This is a genomic window from Pseudomonas migulae NBRC 103157, from assembly GCF_002091715.1.
GTDB classification, from domain to species: domain Bacteria; phylum Pseudomonadota; class Gammaproteobacteria; order Pseudomonadales; family Pseudomonadaceae; genus Aquipseudomonas; species Aquipseudomonas migulae_A.
Window position 1 is genome coordinate 163,683 of the sequence record NZ_BDAG01000007.1, and the last position, 16,164, is coordinate 179,846.

At 59.1% G+C, this 16,164-nt stretch carries 18 protein-coding genes and 2 pseudogenes; 12 read left to right on the top strand and 8 right to left on the bottom strand.

The window, feature by feature from the left end; all coding sequences use genetic code 11:
• Nucleotides 1-80: 80 nt before the first annotated feature.
• Complete coding sequence (locus PMI01S_RS08075; protein WP_007996168.1) at nt 81-458, bottom strand: hypothetical protein; 378 nt, start codon at nt 456-458, stop codon at nt 81-83.
• Nucleotides 459-658: 200 nt separating this feature from the next.
• Here PMI01S_RS08075 and PMI01S_RS08080 point away from each other — a divergent pair, with 200 nt between their 5' ends.
• From PMI01S_RS08080 to def, 3 genes are all read left to right on the top strand, one after another.
• A complete protein-coding gene (locus tag PMI01S_RS08080; protein WP_017340413.1) occupies nt 659-850 on the top strand; it encodes a CsbD family protein in 192 nt (63 codons plus the stop codon).
• A 171-nt stretch (nt 851-1,021) separates the two neighbouring features.
• A complete protein-coding gene (locus PMI01S_RS08085) occupies nt 1,022-1,978 on the top strand; it encodes a YihY/virulence factor BrkB family protein (RefSeq protein ID WP_084319061.1) in 957 nt (318 codons plus the stop codon).
• Nucleotides 1,975-2,514: a peptide deformylase gene (gene def / locus PMI01S_RS08090; protein WP_084319063.1), complete on the top strand. Its 540-nt coding sequence runs from the start codon at nt 1,975-1,977 to the stop codon at nt 2,512-2,514. The genes PMI01S_RS08085 and def overlap by 4 nt, the downstream gene beginning before the upstream one ends.
• Before the next feature lie 121 nt (nt 2,515-2,635).
• Here the strand turns inward: def and PMI01S_RS08095 are convergent, their stop codons facing one another.
• Nucleotides 2,636-3,052, bottom strand: coding sequence for a GNAT family N-acetyltransferase (locus PMI01S_RS08095; protein ID WP_084319064.1), 417 nt, complete (start codon nt 3,050-3,052; stop codon nt 2,636-2,638).
• A 403-nt stretch (nt 3,053-3,455) separates the two neighbouring features.
• Here PMI01S_RS08095 and PMI01S_RS08100 point away from each other — a divergent pair, with 403 nt between their 5' ends.
• From PMI01S_RS08100 to PMI01S_RS08115, 4 genes are all read left to right on the top strand, one after another.
• The gene (locus PMI01S_RS08100; RefSeq protein WP_084319066.1) at nt 3,456-4,397 is read left to right on the top strand and encodes a fatty acid desaturase; all 942 of its coding nucleotides are present in this window, start codon (nt 3,456-3,458) and stop codon (nt 4,395-4,397) included.
• 137 nt (nt 4,398-4,534) lie between these two features.
• Nucleotides 4,535-5,326: a phosphate/phosphite/phosphonate ABC transporter substrate-binding protein gene (locus PMI01S_RS08105; protein WP_084319068.1), complete on the top strand. Its 792-nt coding sequence runs from the start codon at nt 4,535-4,537 to the stop codon at nt 5,324-5,326.
• A gap of 242 nt (nt 5,327-5,568) precedes the next feature.
• Nucleotides 5,569-6,102 carry a sigma-70 family RNA polymerase sigma factor gene (locus PMI01S_RS08110; protein ID WP_084319070.1) on the top strand — a complete coding sequence of 178 codons (534 nt, stop codon included), beginning with the start codon at nt 5,569-5,571 and terminating at the stop codon, nt 6,100-6,102.
• Nucleotides 6,099-7,112 (top strand): ABC transporter substrate-binding protein, encoded by a 1,014-nt coding sequence (locus PMI01S_RS08115; RefSeq protein ID WP_084319072.1) that lies wholly within the window; start codon nt 6,099-6,101, stop codon nt 7,110-7,112. The genes PMI01S_RS08110 and PMI01S_RS08115 overlap by 4 nt, the downstream gene beginning before the upstream one ends.
• A gap of 120 nt (nt 7,113-7,232) precedes the next feature.
• On the opposite strand, the gene gstA is transcribed toward PMI01S_RS08115, so the two are convergent.
• Nucleotides 7,233-7,835: a glutathione transferase GstA gene (gene gstA / locus PMI01S_RS08120; protein ID WP_084319074.1), complete on the bottom strand. Its 603-nt coding sequence runs from the start codon at nt 7,833-7,835 to the stop codon at nt 7,233-7,235.
• A gap of 99 nt (nt 7,836-7,934) precedes the next feature.
• Here gstA and PMI01S_RS08125 point away from each other — a divergent pair, with 99 nt between their 5' ends.
• From PMI01S_RS08125 to PMI01S_RS32360, 3 genes and pseudogenes are all read left to right on the top strand, one after another.
• A complete protein-coding gene (locus tag PMI01S_RS08125) occupies nt 7,935-8,807 on the top strand; it encodes a LysR family transcriptional regulator (protein ID WP_084319076.1) in 873 nt (290 codons plus the stop codon).
• A gap of 520 nt (nt 8,808-9,327) precedes the next feature.
• Nucleotides 9,328-9,999: pseudogene (locus tag PMI01S_RS32355) on the top strand (PAS domain-containing protein); the annotation flags it as partial.
• Nucleotides 10,000-10,110: 111 nt separating this feature from the next.
• A pseudogene (locus PMI01S_RS32360) lies at nt 10,111-10,542 on the top strand (methyl-accepting chemotaxis protein); the annotation flags it as partial.
• 91 nt (nt 10,543-10,633) lie between these two features.
• Here PMI01S_RS32360 and PMI01S_RS08135 read toward each other — a convergent pair.
• The 5 genes from PMI01S_RS08135 to PMI01S_RS30970 all read right to left on the bottom strand — a co-directional run bounded on the left by PMI01S_RS08135 (nt 10,634) and on the right by PMI01S_RS30970 (nt 14,090).
• Nucleotides 10,634-11,185 (bottom strand): hypothetical protein, encoded by a 552-nt coding sequence (locus PMI01S_RS08135; protein WP_084319080.1) that lies wholly within the window; start codon nt 11,183-11,185, stop codon nt 10,634-10,636.
• A gap of 178 nt (nt 11,186-11,363) precedes the next feature.
• On the bottom strand, nt 11,364-11,996 hold the full coding sequence (locus PMI01S_RS08140; protein ID WP_084319082.1) for a glutathione S-transferase family protein: 633 nt from the start codon (nt 11,994-11,996) through the stop codon (nt 11,364-11,366).
• A 194-nt stretch (nt 11,997-12,190) separates the two neighbouring features.
• Nucleotides 12,191-12,712, bottom strand: coding sequence for a hypothetical protein (locus PMI01S_RS08145; protein WP_084319084.1), 522 nt, complete (start codon nt 12,710-12,712; stop codon nt 12,191-12,193).
• A 122-nt stretch (nt 12,713-12,834) separates the two neighbouring features.
• Nucleotides 12,835-13,866, bottom strand: coding sequence for an HTH-type transcriptional regulator GntR (gntR, locus tag PMI01S_RS08150; protein WP_084319086.1), 1,032 nt, complete (start codon nt 13,864-13,866; stop codon nt 12,835-12,837).
• The gene (locus PMI01S_RS30970) at nt 13,863-14,090 is read right to left on the bottom strand and encodes a hypothetical protein (protein ID WP_139273093.1); all 228 of its coding nucleotides are present in this window, start codon (nt 14,088-14,090) and stop codon (nt 13,863-13,865) included. The genes gntR and PMI01S_RS30970 overlap by 4 nt, the downstream gene beginning before the upstream one ends.
• Here PMI01S_RS30970 and PMI01S_RS08155 point away from each other — a divergent pair.
• Nucleotides 14,082-14,615: a gluconokinase gene (locus PMI01S_RS08155; RefSeq protein ID WP_084319088.1), complete on the top strand. Its 534-nt coding sequence runs from the start codon at nt 14,082-14,084 to the stop codon at nt 14,613-14,615. The two genes, PMI01S_RS30970 and PMI01S_RS08155, sit on opposite strands and share 9 nt — an antisense overlap.
• An 81-nt stretch (nt 14,616-14,696) precedes the next feature.
• On the top strand, nt 14,697-16,049 hold the full coding sequence (locus PMI01S_RS08160; protein WP_084319090.1) for a GntP family permease: 1,353 nt from the start codon (nt 14,697-14,699) through the stop codon (nt 16,047-16,049).
• The last annotated feature ends 115 nt before the right edge of the window (nt 16,050-16,164 follow it).

Consider the following 16,164-nt stretch of genomic DNA (forward strand, 5'->3'; position numbering starts at 1 on the left):
CCCACATGTGACCGAGTTCATTCAGTAGGAATGCGATCGAATGTGGGAGCGGGCTTGCTCGCGAAGCTTTTGCTTTTGTTTTACAAGCGGAACGGCGCGAAATTGACGTTGGTCCCCGCCGGGCGCATGTCCTGCAAGTACGAATCCTTGTCCGCACTCAATTCCAGGCTCAACGCAGCCTTGCGCTTGCCCTGGTTACGCACGACCAGCCCTTCGAGCTTCTCGCGCAGGAACACCGTCGGCACCTTCAGGTGCAGCAGTTCATCGGTGTCCGGCGTGTGCATCAGCAGGTGAATCCATTCGTACTGACCAACGGCCAGGCGTGCCACCGGGATATCGAACCACCAGATGTTGCGGTTACGGTTCAATTCGGTGAAATGGCAATTGTTGACGCCAAGCACAGCACCGCCGAGTTCCTGGTTTCTGCGGGCAATGGCCTGCTTTTTATCGAGTTTCATAACATTCCTACGGGATTGGATCTTCAGCGCCACGGCCTGAATACGTTGCGCATTCTCGGGGGTTGGTCGGCAAACATAAAGCCCAACCTGCACGGAACGATGAAATGTCGCCGGGAAAATAAATGAAACTCCGCGCAAACGCCCTCGGTCAATCCTTGTGTAACGACTTTTCTCGTTCAATTGTTCACAGGAGAAACACCATGAGCAGCACTGGCGATAAAGTAAAAGGCATGGCCAACGAAGCCGCCGGCAACGTCAAGCAGGGCGTCGGCAAGGCCACCGGTAACGACAAAATGCGCGCCGAAGGCGTCGTGCAGGAAAGGAAAGGCGAAGCTCAGCAAGCAGTGGGCAAAGCCAAGGACGCGATCAAAAAGGGTATCGACAAGGCTTGATTCGGCCTTGGATAAATATCAGAAGCGGCCATCCACGGATGGCCGTTTTTGTGTCAGCCTGAACTTGCACACTGAAATTGTTTCAAAGTCGCCAAGTAGGCTACTTTGATGTAGAAAACGGCCCCTGAGTCGCCACGACTTCTACCCAATTTGCGGCGAAAGGAGACGCTAATGTTTTTCCCACACATGAAAGGCCTGCGCCTGCACCGTGTCATGGTGCGCACGGTGACCGAATTCGTCGACGACGAGATGTCGACCTATGCCTCGGCGCTGGCCTATCAAATGCTGTTTTCGCTGTTTCCCTTCATCCTGTTCCTGATCGCCCTGATCGGTTTCCTGCACCTGCCGGACTTCTTCTCCTGGCTGCGCCTGCAATCGGAACTGGTCCTGCCGCCCCAGGCGCTCGAGCAGGTGAACCCGGTGATTGACCAGCTTCAGCAATCCAAGGGTGGCCTGCTGTCGGTCGGTATCGTCATCGCGCTGTATACGGCTTCGGCCGGCGTGCGCCTGATGATGAGCGCGATGAACGCCGCTTACGATGTGGTGGAGGGCCGTCCTGCGTGGAAACGTTTTCCGCTGTCGATTATCTACACCATCGGCATTGCCGGCATGTTGCTGGTCGCCGCCGCGTTGATGGTGCTCGGGCCGCAGGTGATGGGCTGGATTGCTGCGCAGGTCGGGCTGGAAGACTTCATCGTCACGGTCTGGACGATCGCCCGCTGGCCGGTCATCGTTGTCCTGATGATGATTGCGGTGGCGTTGATCTATTACGTCATGCCCGACGTCAAGCAAGAGTTTCGCTTCATCACCCCCGGCTCGGTGCTGGCGGTGGCGGTGTGGATCGTCGCTTCCCTGGGGTTCGCGTTCTACGTCAAGACGTTCGCCGACTACAACGCCATGTATGGCAGTATCGGCGCGATCATCGTGCTGTTGCTGTACTTCTATATTTCCGCGGCGGTGCTGTTGCTCGGTGCGGAGATGAATGCGGTGATCGAACACATGTCGAGCGAAGGCAAGGACCCTGGTGAAAAGGTCCCCGGCGAGCTCGCCCATGCACACAAACACCACGTTTCGGGACTGGGTCGGGATCACTCGATCAAGCCGAACACAGACGAAGTCATCAAATGATCCGTGAAATCCTGAAAATGGGCGACGAGCGCCTGCTGCGTGTCGCGCCACCGGTCCCGGCCGAAATGTTCGACAGCCCGGAGTTGTGGCAACTGATCGACGACATGTTCCAGACCATGGAAAGCGTCGGTGGCGTTGGCCTGGCGGCGCCGCAGATTGGTGTCGACCTGCAACTGGTGATCTTCGGCTTCGAGCACAGCGAGCGCTACCCGGATGCCGAAGCGGTGCCGCAGACCATTCTGATCAACCCGCTGATCACGCCGCTGAGCCCGGTCATGGAGGAGGGGTTCGAAGGTTGCCTGTCGGTGCCCGGCCTGCGTGGCGCGGTGGAGCGCTATCAGCAGATTCGTTACGAAGGTTTCGACCCGAAGGGCGAGCCGGTCGTGCGCATCGCCGAGGGCTTTCATGCCCGTGTGGTGCAGCACGAATGCGATCATTTGATCGGCCGGTTATATCCTTCGCGGATTACCGACTTCAGCAAGTTCGGGTTCACTGAAGTGATGTTCCCGGATCTCGATCCCAACGCCGACGACTGATTTCACCGCAAAACCCTGTGGGAGCGGGCTTGCTCGCGATGGCGGAGAGTCAGCCAACATTGATGTCGACTGACACACCGCCATCGCGAGCAAGCCGCTCCCACATTAGATCTCCATACGCCTACCCGACCGGCTCCAGCCCCATCGCAATCATCGGCTTGCTGCGCGCATAGCGGCTCAAGCGTTCGACCATGGCGTAGGGCATGGCCGGATCGAAGGTAAAACCGCGTCGTTCATAAAATTCGCGCAAATCCGGATGGCAGAACAGCCACACCGGTTGTTCGAGACCTTTCACCGCTTCGGCGATCAATGTCGCCGCAATCCCTTGTTCGCGGCACGCCGGATCGACGAACAAGCCGGTCAGCCAATGTCCGCCCGAAACCGGGCGCAAACACAGCGCGCCAATGATCTCGTCGCGCCTGGCGACCCACAATTGAGCGTCGCGTACCGCTTTCATCGACGATTGATGGGCACGATAAAACTTGTTCATCAGCGGCCAAAGCGGTTCGGCGAGCAAGGTGTACTGGGTGTCGGGCATGGAGGTGATCTGTCGGGGCGCAAAGCGGGCGATTATAAAAGAACGCGCGCCCGGCGATAGGTGTATACCTGATCTCACATCCCGTATGAGTGGAGTACGTATCATGGCCAAAGGCATGGATTCAAAAAAAGCGGCAAAAAAGAAACCGGCGAAAACCGCCGATGAAAAGCGCGCGGACAAGAAAGCCAAGAAGGTGGGTGTGTTCGGTCATTAAGCGGTAAGCCAGAAACGCACGCCCCCCTGTAGGAGCCGGCTTGCTGGCGATTCAGACCACTCGGTGTGTCAGGCACCGCGTTGCCTGAATCGCCAGCAAGCCGGCTCCTACAGACAGCGAAAAAATAATCTGCAAGATTTCCCTGCGCCATTGCACAGAGAGGGACTGGTCCCCGATCTGAGCAACGCCATGCCCCATTACTTCGACAGTGCCCACCGAGCAGAAATCGAAACCCTGCGTCAACGCCTGACCGCTCGCACCGAGTGGCCGACCTGGTTGCTGCTAATCGGCGTGTACGCCGGTTGGTTCAGCATCGTGCTCGGCAGTGCAAAGTTGGGTGTGTGGTGGAGCACGCTGTTGCTGATTCCATTGGTGGTGCTGTGGTTGTCGGTGCAGCACGAATTACTGCACGGTCATCCCACCCGCTGGACCCCGCTGAACAAAGTCCTCGGCTACGCACCGTTCGCCGTTTGGTATCCCTACACCCTCTATCGCGACAGCCACTTGCTGCATCACCGCGACGACGACTTGACCCTGCCGGGTCTCGATCCGGAAAGCCGCTACCTGAGCGCCGAGCGGTGGCATGGCAGCTCAGTGTTCGAACAGAGCCTGCACTGGCTGAACAAAACCGTGCTCGGGCGCTTCATCCTCGGTGCACCGCTGGCCTTGCTGGCGCTGGCGCGGGAAGAGCTGCAACGTCTGAAAGCGGGCGAACGGCAGGCCTGGTTGATGTGGCTGACCCACGGCACACTGACCCTGTTGATGTTGCTGTTCATCGCCCGCTACAGCGTGCTGCCGGTGTGGCATTACCTGTTGCTGATCAGTGTGCCGGCGTTGTCGATTGCGATGATCCGCTCTTACTACGAACACCGACCCCATGCGCAACCGGAGCAACGCACCGTGCTCAACGAAGCCGGCTGGCCATGGCGCTGGTTGTTCCTGAACCTGAACTTTCATCTGGTGCATCACGACCTGCCAGGCCTGCCCTGGTACGACTTGCCCCGTGCCTATCACGCGCGCCGCGAGCAATGGGTGGCACGCAGCGGCGGGTTTCTGGTGCAGGGTTATGGCCAGTTGTGGCGGGAGAATGGGATAAAGGCGATCGACAGCCCGAAACACCCCTTCCACTGATTACGAACCCATTCCCCTTGTAGGAGCCGGCTTGCTGGCGATGAGGGTGTGTCAGTCGACATCGATGTTGGCAGAAAGAACGCAATCGCCAGCAAGCCGGCTCCTACGGTTGATTTTTGTTGTATGGGAATAATTTGATGACTCAAGACATCGCTGAGCTACTCATGTACGTCGCCCCAGAGCCGATCCGCCAGGCCAACGAACGCTGGCTGACGCGAATCCTCGAACGTCTGGGCATTACGCGCCGCAACGCCGAAGCGCTGTCGTTAAGGGACCTGTGGCTGTCCCCGCATTTACTGCTGACCCAAACCTGCGGCTATCCGCTGATGACCGCATTGCGCGGCCAGGTGCGGATCATCGGCCGGCCTCGCTACGAACTGCCGGACAGCACCGGCGGCAACCATTGCAGCCTGTTGCTGAGTCGTGCCGATGATTCACGCCGGACCTTGCCCGCTTTTTTTGGCAGCCGAGGCGTGATCAACGGCGAAGACTCCAACAGTGGTATGAACCTGCTGCGTCAACGACTGGCATCGCTGCATCGCGACGGACAGTTCTTCGCCCGTGTCGGTATCAGCGGCAGCCATCGCGAGAGCCTGCGCTGGCTGCGTGAAAACCAGGCCGATCTGGCGGCCATCGACAGCGTGACCTTCGCCTACCTCGCGCGCCACGCCGAAGAGGAAGTGGCGGGATTGCGGGTGGTGGCGCGCAGTGCGCTCAGCCCGACCTTGCCTTACATCACCGCTGCGACGCTGACTGATGAACAGGCAGAGGCGCTGCGGCAGGTGATGAACGAGGCGTTGCGGGAGCTGCCTGATGTGGCTGAAATTCTCGGCTTGCAGGAGGTTTTGCCGGCGAGTGAGGGCGACTATCAAATCGTTCTCGACTATCAACAAGCAGCCGAGGCGTTGGGGTTCGGGCGCCTGCGTTGACTGAAGATTTTTCGCGGGCAAGCCACGCTCCCACAGGTTCTGTGTCGATCTCTGGATCGATGAACGACACAGAACCTGTGGGAGCGTGGCTTGCCCGCGAAGGCGATCTATCGAACGCCACATAAATTCCAAAAATGCATATAAAAATGCTTTTTAAATATTATTAATGAATAAGGCTCCTTGCTAGGATTCGCGTCACCGGACCACCGGACATTCAGCGACCCCTAACCTTTGGAGCCTCTATGTCCGGCACCGACTTATCCCATCGCACCGACGTGGGCGGATTGTTCCGCGCCCATTACCCCTGGCTGTGCGCTCGGTTGCGACGGCATCTGGGGGCCAGCTCCAGTGTCGAAGACATCGCCGCCGAAACCTTCGCGCAACTGCTCGAATCCCCTGGGCTGACCCCGATTCGCGAGCCACGCGCGCTGCTCACCACCATTGCCCATCGGCTGATTTACCAACTCTGGCGTCGCCGTGATCTGGAACGTCAGCACCTCGATCAACTGCAACACTTCGATCAGCCGCAAGCGAGTTCGCCCGAGGAGTTGCTGCAACTGACCCAGACGTTGCACGGCCTCGACCGAACGCTTCAGCGCTTGCCGGGCAAGGTCCGGGCGACGTTCCTGTTGTCACGAATCGATGGCCTGACGTACCCGCAAATCGCCGCCGAACTGGGCATTTCCCAGCGTTCGGTCAGCGTCTACATGACCCGCTCCCAAACGCTGTGCGCCCAGCACAGCGCCAATGAACCCTTGCACCAGAGGTCCGCATGAAATCGATCAAAACCCTGCTCGGCAGTTCGCTGCTGGCCCTTAGCCTTGTGGCCAGCCACGTTCCCGCCGCTGAAAAAACCGCGCCGATCCACTTCGGCGACATCACTTGGGAGAGCGGCAGCCTGATCACCGAGATCCTGCGGCTGATCGTCGAAAAAGGTTACGGCTACCCGACTGACACGTTGCCGGGCAGCACCGTCAGCCTCGAAGCGGCATTGGCCAAGAACGATATCCAGGTGATCGGCGAAGAGTGGGCCGGGCGCAGTCCGGCATGGGTCAAGGCGGCATCGGAAGGTAAAGTGTTTGGTCTGGGCGACACCGTCAAAGGCGCCACCGAAGGCTGGTGGGTGCCGGAGTACGTGATCAAGGGTGACCCGGAGCGCGGGATCAAACCGCTGGCGCCAGAGCTGAAATCCGTCGCCGACCTGGCGCGCTACAAGGACGTGTTCCGAGACCCCGAGGACCCGAGCCGCGGACGCTTCCTCAACAGCCCGACCGGGTGGACCTCGGAAATCGTCAACAGTCAGAAACTCAAGGCTTACGACCTGACCGCCAGCTTCGTCAACTTCCGCACCGGTTCCGGCGCGGCGCTGGATGCCGAGGTCGCATCGTCGATCCGCCGCGGCAAACCGGTGTTGTTCTACTACTGGTCGCCAACGCCGCTGTTGGGGCGCTTCAAACTGGTGAAGCTCGAAGAACCGCCCTTCGACGCCGAAGCCTGGAAGACCCTGGCCGATGCCAACAACCCGAACCCCAAAGGCACGCGCTCGATGCCGGCGAGCCTGGCCATTGGCGTGTCCGCACCGTTCAAGACGCAGTATCCGGATTTGGTGGCGTTCTTCGAGAAAGTCGATTTCCCGATCGATCTGCTGAACCGGACGCTGGCGCAGATGAGCGAAAAGCGCCAACAACCGCGTCAGGTGGCGGAAGCATTTTTGCGCGATCAGCCGCAGATCTGGAAAGGGTGGGTGCCGGGGGAGGTGGCTACCAAGGTGAGTGCGAGTCTGTAATTTCTTAAGCGCCTGTTCCACCGCGTTCGCGAGCAAGCCCGCTCCCACATTTAACCGAGTTCTCCCTGAAAGAAAGCGATCAAATGTGGGGGCGGGCTTGCTCGCGATGGGTCTAAAGCCTTACACCAACTCCGCGGCCAATGCCGCCTTCACCGCCGGCCGCTCATCAACCCGCGCCTGAAACTGCACCAACGCCGGCCACTCATTCAAATCAATCGAAAACAACGGAGCCCACCGCAACACCGTAAACAAATACGCATCGGCAATGCTGAACCCACCCGCCAGCAAATAATCCTGCCGCTCCAGCGTCTGGCACAACACCGCAAACCGCTTGAACAGCTTCTCCTTGATCAGCGCCTTCACTTCCTCCGGGAACTGCGCGTTGAACAACCACCCCAGTCCGCCATGAATCTCCGTCGACACAAAGTTCAACCACTCCTGCAACCGCACCCGCTCGAACGTCCTCTGGGCTGGCGCCAGGTTCGCCTCGGGTCGCAGATCCGCCAGGTACTGCAGGATCGCCGGGCCTTCGGTCAGCACTTCACCGTTGTCCAGTTGCAGCGCCGCGACGTAACCCTTCGGGTTGATGGCGAGGAAGTCGGCACCGCTGGCGGTCCGTTTGGTGCGGTTATCGACGCGAATCAACGCGAAGGGCAGGTCCAGTTCGCGCAGCACAATGTGCGGTGCGAGCGAGCAAGCGTGAGGGGCGTAATACAACTTCATCGGCAGGCCTCTGGTTCGGGGTTTTCGCCAGTGTCATAGTGCGCGGCGCCCTCGGTAAAATTAATCTTTCAGAACACGGCCATAAGGAAAGCTACTGCCATGATGAATCTGATGCACTGGCGAATGGTGGTGGCGGTGGCGGACACAGGCAACATCACCCGCGCGGCCGAGCGGGTCGGCATGACCCAGTCCGGTGCCAGCCAGGCGCTGGCGCTGATCGAAGAAACCCTCGGCGTTCAACTGTTCAGCCGGGAAAACCGCCAGACCCTGCCGACCGCCATTGGTCTGCCGGTCATCGAGCAGGCGCGCGCCATGCTCGGTGCCCTGGAAAACATCCGCAGTACCGTCGATGCCGCCAAAGGCATCCAGCGCGGGACGATTCGCCTGGCGAGTTTCCCCATGGTACTGGCGACCTTTCTGCCGCCGCTGCTGCGCCAGTTCAATCGGCTTTATCCCGGCATACAGGTGGTTGCCCTGGAAGTCAGCGACGATGAAGTGGAAACGCTGCTCGGCGGCGGTCTGGTGGATGTCGGTGTGGTGTTGAACCCGGCGCCGGAGCTCAATGCCGGCCGATTGGGGCGCGATGCCTGGGTGGCGGTTCTGCCGGGTGGCCATCCTTTGGCGCGGCGTTCGGTCGAAGAGGGTGTCTCCCTCGCCGAGTTGGCGGAGCAACCCTTTGTGCTGGCCACCGGCGGCTGTTCAACCAATGCCCGCAGTCTGGCCATCGACGCCGGTTTGCAGTTGCATGACGTCCGTGTCGAGGTCCGTGAATGGAGCAGTGCGTTCACCCTGGTGCGGGAAAACATCGGTGTGACTCTGGTGCCGGAAATGACCCTGCCGAGCCAGCTCCAGGGGCTGCGTGTGGTGCCGCTGATACCGCGAATCGATCGCGAATTCGCCTTGGTGGTCGCGGCGAACAAGCCTCCCTCGGCAGCGGTGCAGGCGTTGTTGAGCATGCTGGCTGAAAACTGAATCGGTTTCAGCTGAACCGATTTTGTCCTCGATGATGGCCGACTAGTGGCCTTGCAAGCCGATTGCGGCTGACTATGCTCACTCCTGACAACCATGTCGGTCGCAATATGAAGGCCGTCATGCACGCTTCAAGAGTGCGCAGTCCAAGGCACCGATGCGAGCAACAGGGAGCTTTTCATTCATTAAAGGGAGTTACTTTGAAAACATCAGGGCTGGCCCGGTCCCGGGCTATCAAGAGACGGATGTCTTGATAAGAGCGTTGCCACATGGACTCTCCGATTCAACATCATCGATCACCTGACCATTCCTCCTGTGGAGGAATGTGTGCGCCTGTGCCATGGAACGTTGTGGTGGATACGTTGAAAGACCGAAGAACTTTCATCAATCAAACGACCGCACTTAGGGTGATACGACCATGTTTAACTTACATCACAAGGCTGACCTGCTGGAAATCGAGCGCTACAGCTGTGCACTGAGCGAGGCCAATGCGAAGCTGGCCGCCGTCAGCCGTTCGATGGCGATGATTGAGTTCACCCCTGAAGGCATTGTCCTCGATGCCAACGAAAACTTTTGCGCCGCCATGGGTTACAGCGTCGAGGAAGTGCGCGGCAAACATCACCGGATCTTTTGCGAAGAAGCGTATTACCGCAGCGAAGACTACGCCAGATTGTGGCGTGACCTGGCCCGGGGCGAACCGGTCAGCGGCACTTTCTTGCGCTTGAACAAGAGGGGCAAGGAGATCTGGCTCGAAGCCAGCTATATGCCGGTTTTCGGCCCTGATCGCCAGGTAAAAAGCGTGATCAAAGTGGCCACGGACATCACTGCCAGGATTAATAAAGAGCACGAAAACGAAAGCATGCTCGCGGCGATCGGTCGTTCCATGGCGGTGATCGAATTCACCCCCGAAGGCCATGTGATCACGGCCAATGACAACTTCCTGAAGACCACCCATTACTCGCTCAATGAAGTCGTCGGTCAGCATCACAGCCTGTTTTGCCACCGAGCCGAGGCTGAATCCCAGACCTACAAAGGGTTCTGGGCTTCACTGAATCGCGGCGAATATCACTCGCACCGTTTTGAACGAAAGGATAAACACGGCCATACGATTTTCCTTGAAGCGTCCTACAACCCGTTGTTCGATACCAAGGGCCGGCTGTACAAAGTGGTCAAGTTCGCCAGCGACATCACGAATCAGGTGACCACCCTGCAAACCGCTGCCGAATCGGCCCACAGCACCTCGGTCCAGAACGACGCCTGCGCTCAGAAGGGGTCGCAGGTGGTGCAGCAAACGGTGCAGATCATCCAGGACATTTCCAAAGACTTGAACGAGGCAGCGTTGAGCATCGACGCGGTCAGCAAGCAGTCGGACATTATCGGCACCATCGTCCAGACCATTCGCGGCATTGCCGATCAGACCAACCTGCTGGCGCTTAACGCGGCGATTGAAGCGGCCCGGGCCGGGGAGCACGGGCGAGGGTTTGCGGTGGTCGCCGATGAGGTCCGCAGCCTCGCCGCACGCACCAGCCAGGCGACGCTGGAGATCGTCGACGTGGTGCGCAAGAACCATGATTTGTCATTGAACGCGGTATCGAGCATGCAGTCGAGTCTGAGCCGGACCGGTCTTGGGGTGGAATTGGCGAACGAGGCGGGGGAAGTGATTCTGGAGATTCAGCAGGGGTCGCGGCATGTCGTGGATGCGATCAGCCAGTTCAACTCAACGCTGCAGTTGAATTGAATCACAGACCTGTAGGAGCCGGCTTGCTGGCGATAGCGTCCGCAAGATCGCTATCGCCAGCAAGCCGGCTCCTACAAAAGCATCAGCGTTGTTACAGCGAGGCGAGGAACTTGTCGACCACTTGAGGGCTGCCTTTCTCGCTACCACCGTTTTCTTTCTCGGCCTGCGCCAGTTTTATCTTGTCCTGCATGCGATCGGCCATTTCTTTAGCGACCGCCTGTTGTTGTTCCGGCGGCATTTGTTCCACTTCTTCTTTGGTCAGGCCCATCTCTTCCAGAATGGCTTCCTGCATGCGCTCTTCCGGGGTTTTGCCCATGTATTCCTTGAAGGCGTCCGTGGCCGTGCCACCACTGAACTTGCCTTGCGCATCAGTCGGAAGCGGGGCGTAAGTCAATTGCAGTCCCACGCGTGTTTTCGCGAACGCTTCATCAACGTTGTCGCTGATTTTGCTCGCCTCACTGACTTGCTGCGTGGCGTTTTGAGTGGCGGACTTTTGCACTTGTGCGGTTTGCGCCTGAACGTTGCCTTGCAACGTTTGCAGCATCGCACTCTGAAGTCCGGCAGCGGCTTCGGCGGTCGGATCTTCGCCAGGCTTCTTGGGGATGGGGGTCATTAACGATTGTTTATTAGCACTGACCAACATGATGAGTAGACCTTGTAGGTATTTGCGGTGCAGTGCCTTCAGCAAATAGTATGCCTATATTAAAAATACTAAATATATCAATAAGTTAAGTTTTAAATGGTGGGCGGGTATCGCGGATTTTGCGGTTAACCTTTGCCGCCGTGCGGCAGCCGTCGACCGCCGCGAAGCAGGCATGACTTCAAGGCAGGCCGTTGCAGCCATGCTTGAGGAAGCCGGGGCGTTGAGCCAGTTTTTGGAAATACTCATCGATGGCAGGGAAGTCGGGGCGGTCCATCGGGGTCATCAACCAGCGGTTGACCGACAGCCCGATGACAATGTCGGCCAGAGTGAACCGTGGTCCGGCGACATAGGCTTTGGTGGCCGCGAGTTGATGCTCGAGGATGCTCATCTTCTGATTCCAGTCGCGCAGGCCGTTGGCAATGCGATGCGCGTCCTGGAACTCTGGATCCTTGCGCACCAGGGCCGTAAACGCGTAGCTCCAGGAGGTGTTGAGGTCGGTGGCTTGCCAATCCATCCACTGCTCGACCCGCGCTCGCGCCGCCGGTTCGTGCGGCAGCAGATCGTGATGCGGGTGTTTGCCGGCCAGATAGCGGCAGATGGTATTGGACTCCCACAGCACGCCGGCCTCATCAATGATCACCGGCACCTGCGCGTTGGGGTTGAGTCGGGTGAATTCCGGGCTGTGGGTCGATGAGAACCCGCTGCCCCAGTCCTCGCGTTCGTAGGAAATGTTCAGCTCGTCGCACGTCCACAAGACTTTTCTGACGTTGATGGACGATGCTTTACCCAGGATTTTCAGTGTGTGTTCCATTGAGCTACTCCTTTAGCGATTCGACGCTTCAGGAATCTAACAGCGTGTCGGCCAATGCGCGACTCAATCGGGTCGGGTTGCCAAATCCAGCAGAGAGGCTCGCACCGGGCTGGTGTTCATCCGCCCCGCAATCAGCGGGATGGGAAGCACTCATCAAGATTAGTTGAAAACCCGCCGCGTCGGCGATGCGCCGTTTAACGGTTTGGCTGCGCAAGCGCTGGCGACCTTAAGTCGTGCGGTATCAGATCGGTCCAGATTGGTGTCGAGCATGCACTGGGGAGGTGCTGATTGAGGAGCGGTTGCCTGAGGATCCAGCCTTGAAGCTGTTGATCGATAAATACCGGTGTCGGCTCGATGCACTCGCCTCTGGGCGCAACCTTGGCCTGGTCCACCGAAACAAACAGCGGGCCGTCGGGATCGAACCTGGTCTTTGAGTGCTCTAGCACGCCTGTGTCCTTAGCGGCATAACACACATTCCTGCGCCCGGTCAGGTCGGTGGTCGTGACGCCAACGCCCTCGACATTTGCATGCCAGACGTTCATCACGACAGCGGGGCCCAGCCCCTTGGGGTGGGCGGCGAGGCAGGTTTTGATCGCCGGCATGAAACGCGGGTCGTTCAGGAAATGAGTCCAATCGTCTGGCTCAGAAGCCTGTATCTGAAGCGTCTGTCCCAACGAGACGGCTAGCAGGAAGGCCATGATGATTGTCTTGCGCATGTACGAGTCCGCCGGGAATGGAGAGGGCGGATTTTGCACGCGGCGCGTATGGGGTAAAGGATAAAAGGTGTAACTGATCGTTCCCGTTCAGTCCTTCGAGCGTGGCAACGATCAGCCCTGAACTACGTGCTCTCGCGCACCTTCAACTCAAACCCCATGTCCTGCACCGGTTTCGCCACCGTGTTGCCCGCCATCAAGGTCAGCATCTGCTCTGCGGCGCGTCGACCGATGGCCTCGCGTGGGGTGCTGATGCTGCTCAGGCGCGGGACCATGTGGGCCGAGGCGGGCAGGTCGTTGAAGCCGAGGATCGCCACTTGTTCGGGGATTTTGATCCCGCAGCGCATCGCCTCCAGCAAAGCGCCCTGCGCCAGGTCGTCGTTGCCGAAGAAGATCGCATCGACATCGGGGTGACTGGCGATCAGTTGGAGGAACAACTCGCCACCCAGGCCGACGGAGGAGGCGCGCGGGGTCAGCACTTCCAGGTCCGGGTCATAACGACCGGCCTTTTGCAGGGCTTTGCGGAACCCTTCGCCGCGCAGCAACGTGCGCTGGTCCAGTTGCGCGCCGATGTAGGCCAGGCGCTTGCGACCGCGTGACAGTAAATGCTCGGCCGCCGTTTCGCCGGCGGCGAGCTGCGAGAAACCGACGCAATTGAGGCCTGCCGCACTGTCCAGTTCCATCATGTACACGCAGGGAATGTTGCTCGCCTCGATCATCCGCCGCGAACTTTCGGTGCGATCAAACCCGGTCAACAGCAAGCCGCGGGGCTGATACGCCATGTAATTGCGCAGCAGGTTTTCTTCTTCATCACGTGAATAATGGAAGTTGCCGATCAGCACTTCGAAGCCCTTCGGTCGTAAAACCTGATGAATGGCTTCCAGCGTGTCGATGAACAGCAAGTTCGATAGCGACGGCACCAACACCACGACGGAATGGCTCTGGGCCGAGGCTAACGCGCGGGCGGCGGGGTTGACCACGTAGTTGAGCTCAAGCGCCGCTTTCTGGACTTTTTCCACCAGTTCGGTGGCCACCGTGCTCACGCCACGCAAGGCGCGGGAGGCGGTAATCGGGCTGACGCCGGCCAGTCGAGCCACTTCATTGAGGGTAGGACGGCCAGTGGTTCGAGTATTTTTATCGTTTTTAGGGGAGGTCATCGGGCAGCTTGCCAAACAAAATTCAAGGCACTAAGGTAGCGCTGTCCCGAAGCAGCTGCAAATGCGTAAGCGAGTTTTGCCTGAACCTCGCTTTTCGGCGTCGGGAACGAACACGCTGCAACCCACAAAAATGACAAGAAGGCGTCGGCAACTTCTGCTTTTGAACGAGTGTCATAGCTTTCAAAGGTAGCGCTGTCTGCGCGCTGAGGTGTTACATGAATCATCCCATCACCGCCCTGGTCATCATGGGCGTTGCCGGTTGCGGCAAGACCTGCGTCAGCGAAGCCCTGTGCGAGCTTAGCGGCGCCACTGCCATTGAAGGCGACACTTTTCACCCTGCCGCCAATATCGAAAAGATGAGCGCAGGCATTCCCCTGAACGACGACGACCGTGCCGGCTGGCTCGACAGCCTGTGCGACGAACTGCGCCGCGTCGACGCCACGGGCGCACGCCCGGTGCTGACCTGCTCGGCCCTCAAACACATTTACCGTGAACGTCTGCGCAGCGCCTTGCCGGGCCTGGGCTTCGTGTTCCTTGAACTCACGCCTGAAGTGGCGGCCGATCGTGTCTCCCATCGGCCGGGCCATTTCATGCCGTCGACGCTGATCGACAGCCAGTTCGCCACCCTTGAATCCCCCGTTGGCGAGCCGCTGACCCTGGCCCTCGATGCCTCGAACCACAGCGTCGACCAATTGGCGAAACAGGCGCATGCCTGGTGGCTGGAACACGGCTTGAAACGCGCCGGTTGATTTTGCTCGAAGAGATAGCGCTGTCCTTATGGCTTTCGAATTACCCGTTTTAATAACAACAACAACCAGGAGACACCCCTAATGTTTGGCATGTCCCACGAGACGTTCCTGCTGCTCGATGCAGTGGTCACGGTGATCGGGCTTATCGTCCTGATCACCAAGTTCAAGTTCCACCCGTTCATTGCCCTGATCATTGCCGCAGCCTTTCTCGGGCTGACCTCCGGCATGCCGATCGGCACCATCATCAAGGCGTTCCAGGACGGCTTCGGTGGGGTGCTCGGTTTCGTCGGGATTATCCTCGCGCTGGGCACGATGCTCGGCAAAATGATGGCCGAGTCGGGCGGGGCGGATCAGATTGCCCAGACCCTTATTCGCGCGTTCGGCAAGGACAAGGTGCAGTGGGCAATGATGTTCGCCGCGTTCCTGGTGGGCATTCCGCTGTTCTTCGAAATCGGCTTCGTGCTGCTGATCCCGCTGGTGTTCATCGTTGCCCGGCGTACCGGCGTGTCGATCATCAAGATCGGCATCCCGCTGCTGGCCGGCCTGTCTGCGGTGCACGGCCTGGTTCCGCCGCACCCGGGTCCGTTGCTGGCCATCGGCGTGTTCGGTGCCGACATCGGCAAGACTATCCTCTACGGTCTGATCGTTGCGCTGCCGACGGCCATCATCGCCGGCCCGATCTACGGCACCTTCATCGCCAAATACATTCCCGGTCATCCCAACCAGGAACTGGTGGATCAACTGGCGCGCGAGAACGATTCTGCCGATCTCCCGAGCTTCTCCATCACCCTGATCACCGTGCTGTCGCCGGTGTTCCTGATGTTGCTCAAGACCTTTGCCGATGTGGTGCTGCCGGAAGGTAACTTCTTCCGCACCTTCATGGACCTGATCGGTCACCCGATCTCGGCCCTCCTGCTGGCATTGCTGCTGTCGCTGTACACCTTCGGCTACAAGCAAGGCATTGGCTCCAACCAGATGCTCAAATGGTTGGACGCGAGCCTCGCGCCGACCGCCGCGATCATCCTGATCATTGGTGCCGGCGGTGGCTTCAAGCAAATGCTGGTAACCAGCGGCGTGGGTAATGTCATCGGTAACATGGCGGTGGCCGCGCAGATCTCGCCAATTCTGCTGGCGTGGCTGGTGGCGGCGGTGATCCGAATCGCGACCGGTTCGGCGACCGTGGCGACCATTACTGGCGCTGGCATCGTGGTGCCGGTGGTGGGGATGATGCCGGGTGTGAACCGTGAGTTGCTGGTGCTGGCCACCGGTGCCGGTTCGTTGATCCTGTCTCACGTCAACGACGCTGGTTTCTGGCTGGTGAAGCAGTACTTCAACATGACCGTGGCGGAAACCTTCAAGACCTGGACGGCGATGGAAACCATCCTATCCGTTGTAGGCCTGGGCTTCATTCTGCTGCTGTCGTTGTTCGTTTAAGCAACACCGCAACGCGTTTGTAGGAGCCGGCTTTCTGGCGATGGAAGCGACTCGGTTAGGCGTTAAACCGAGTCGCTTCCATCGCCAGCAAGCCGGCTCCTACAGGTGTCAGGCG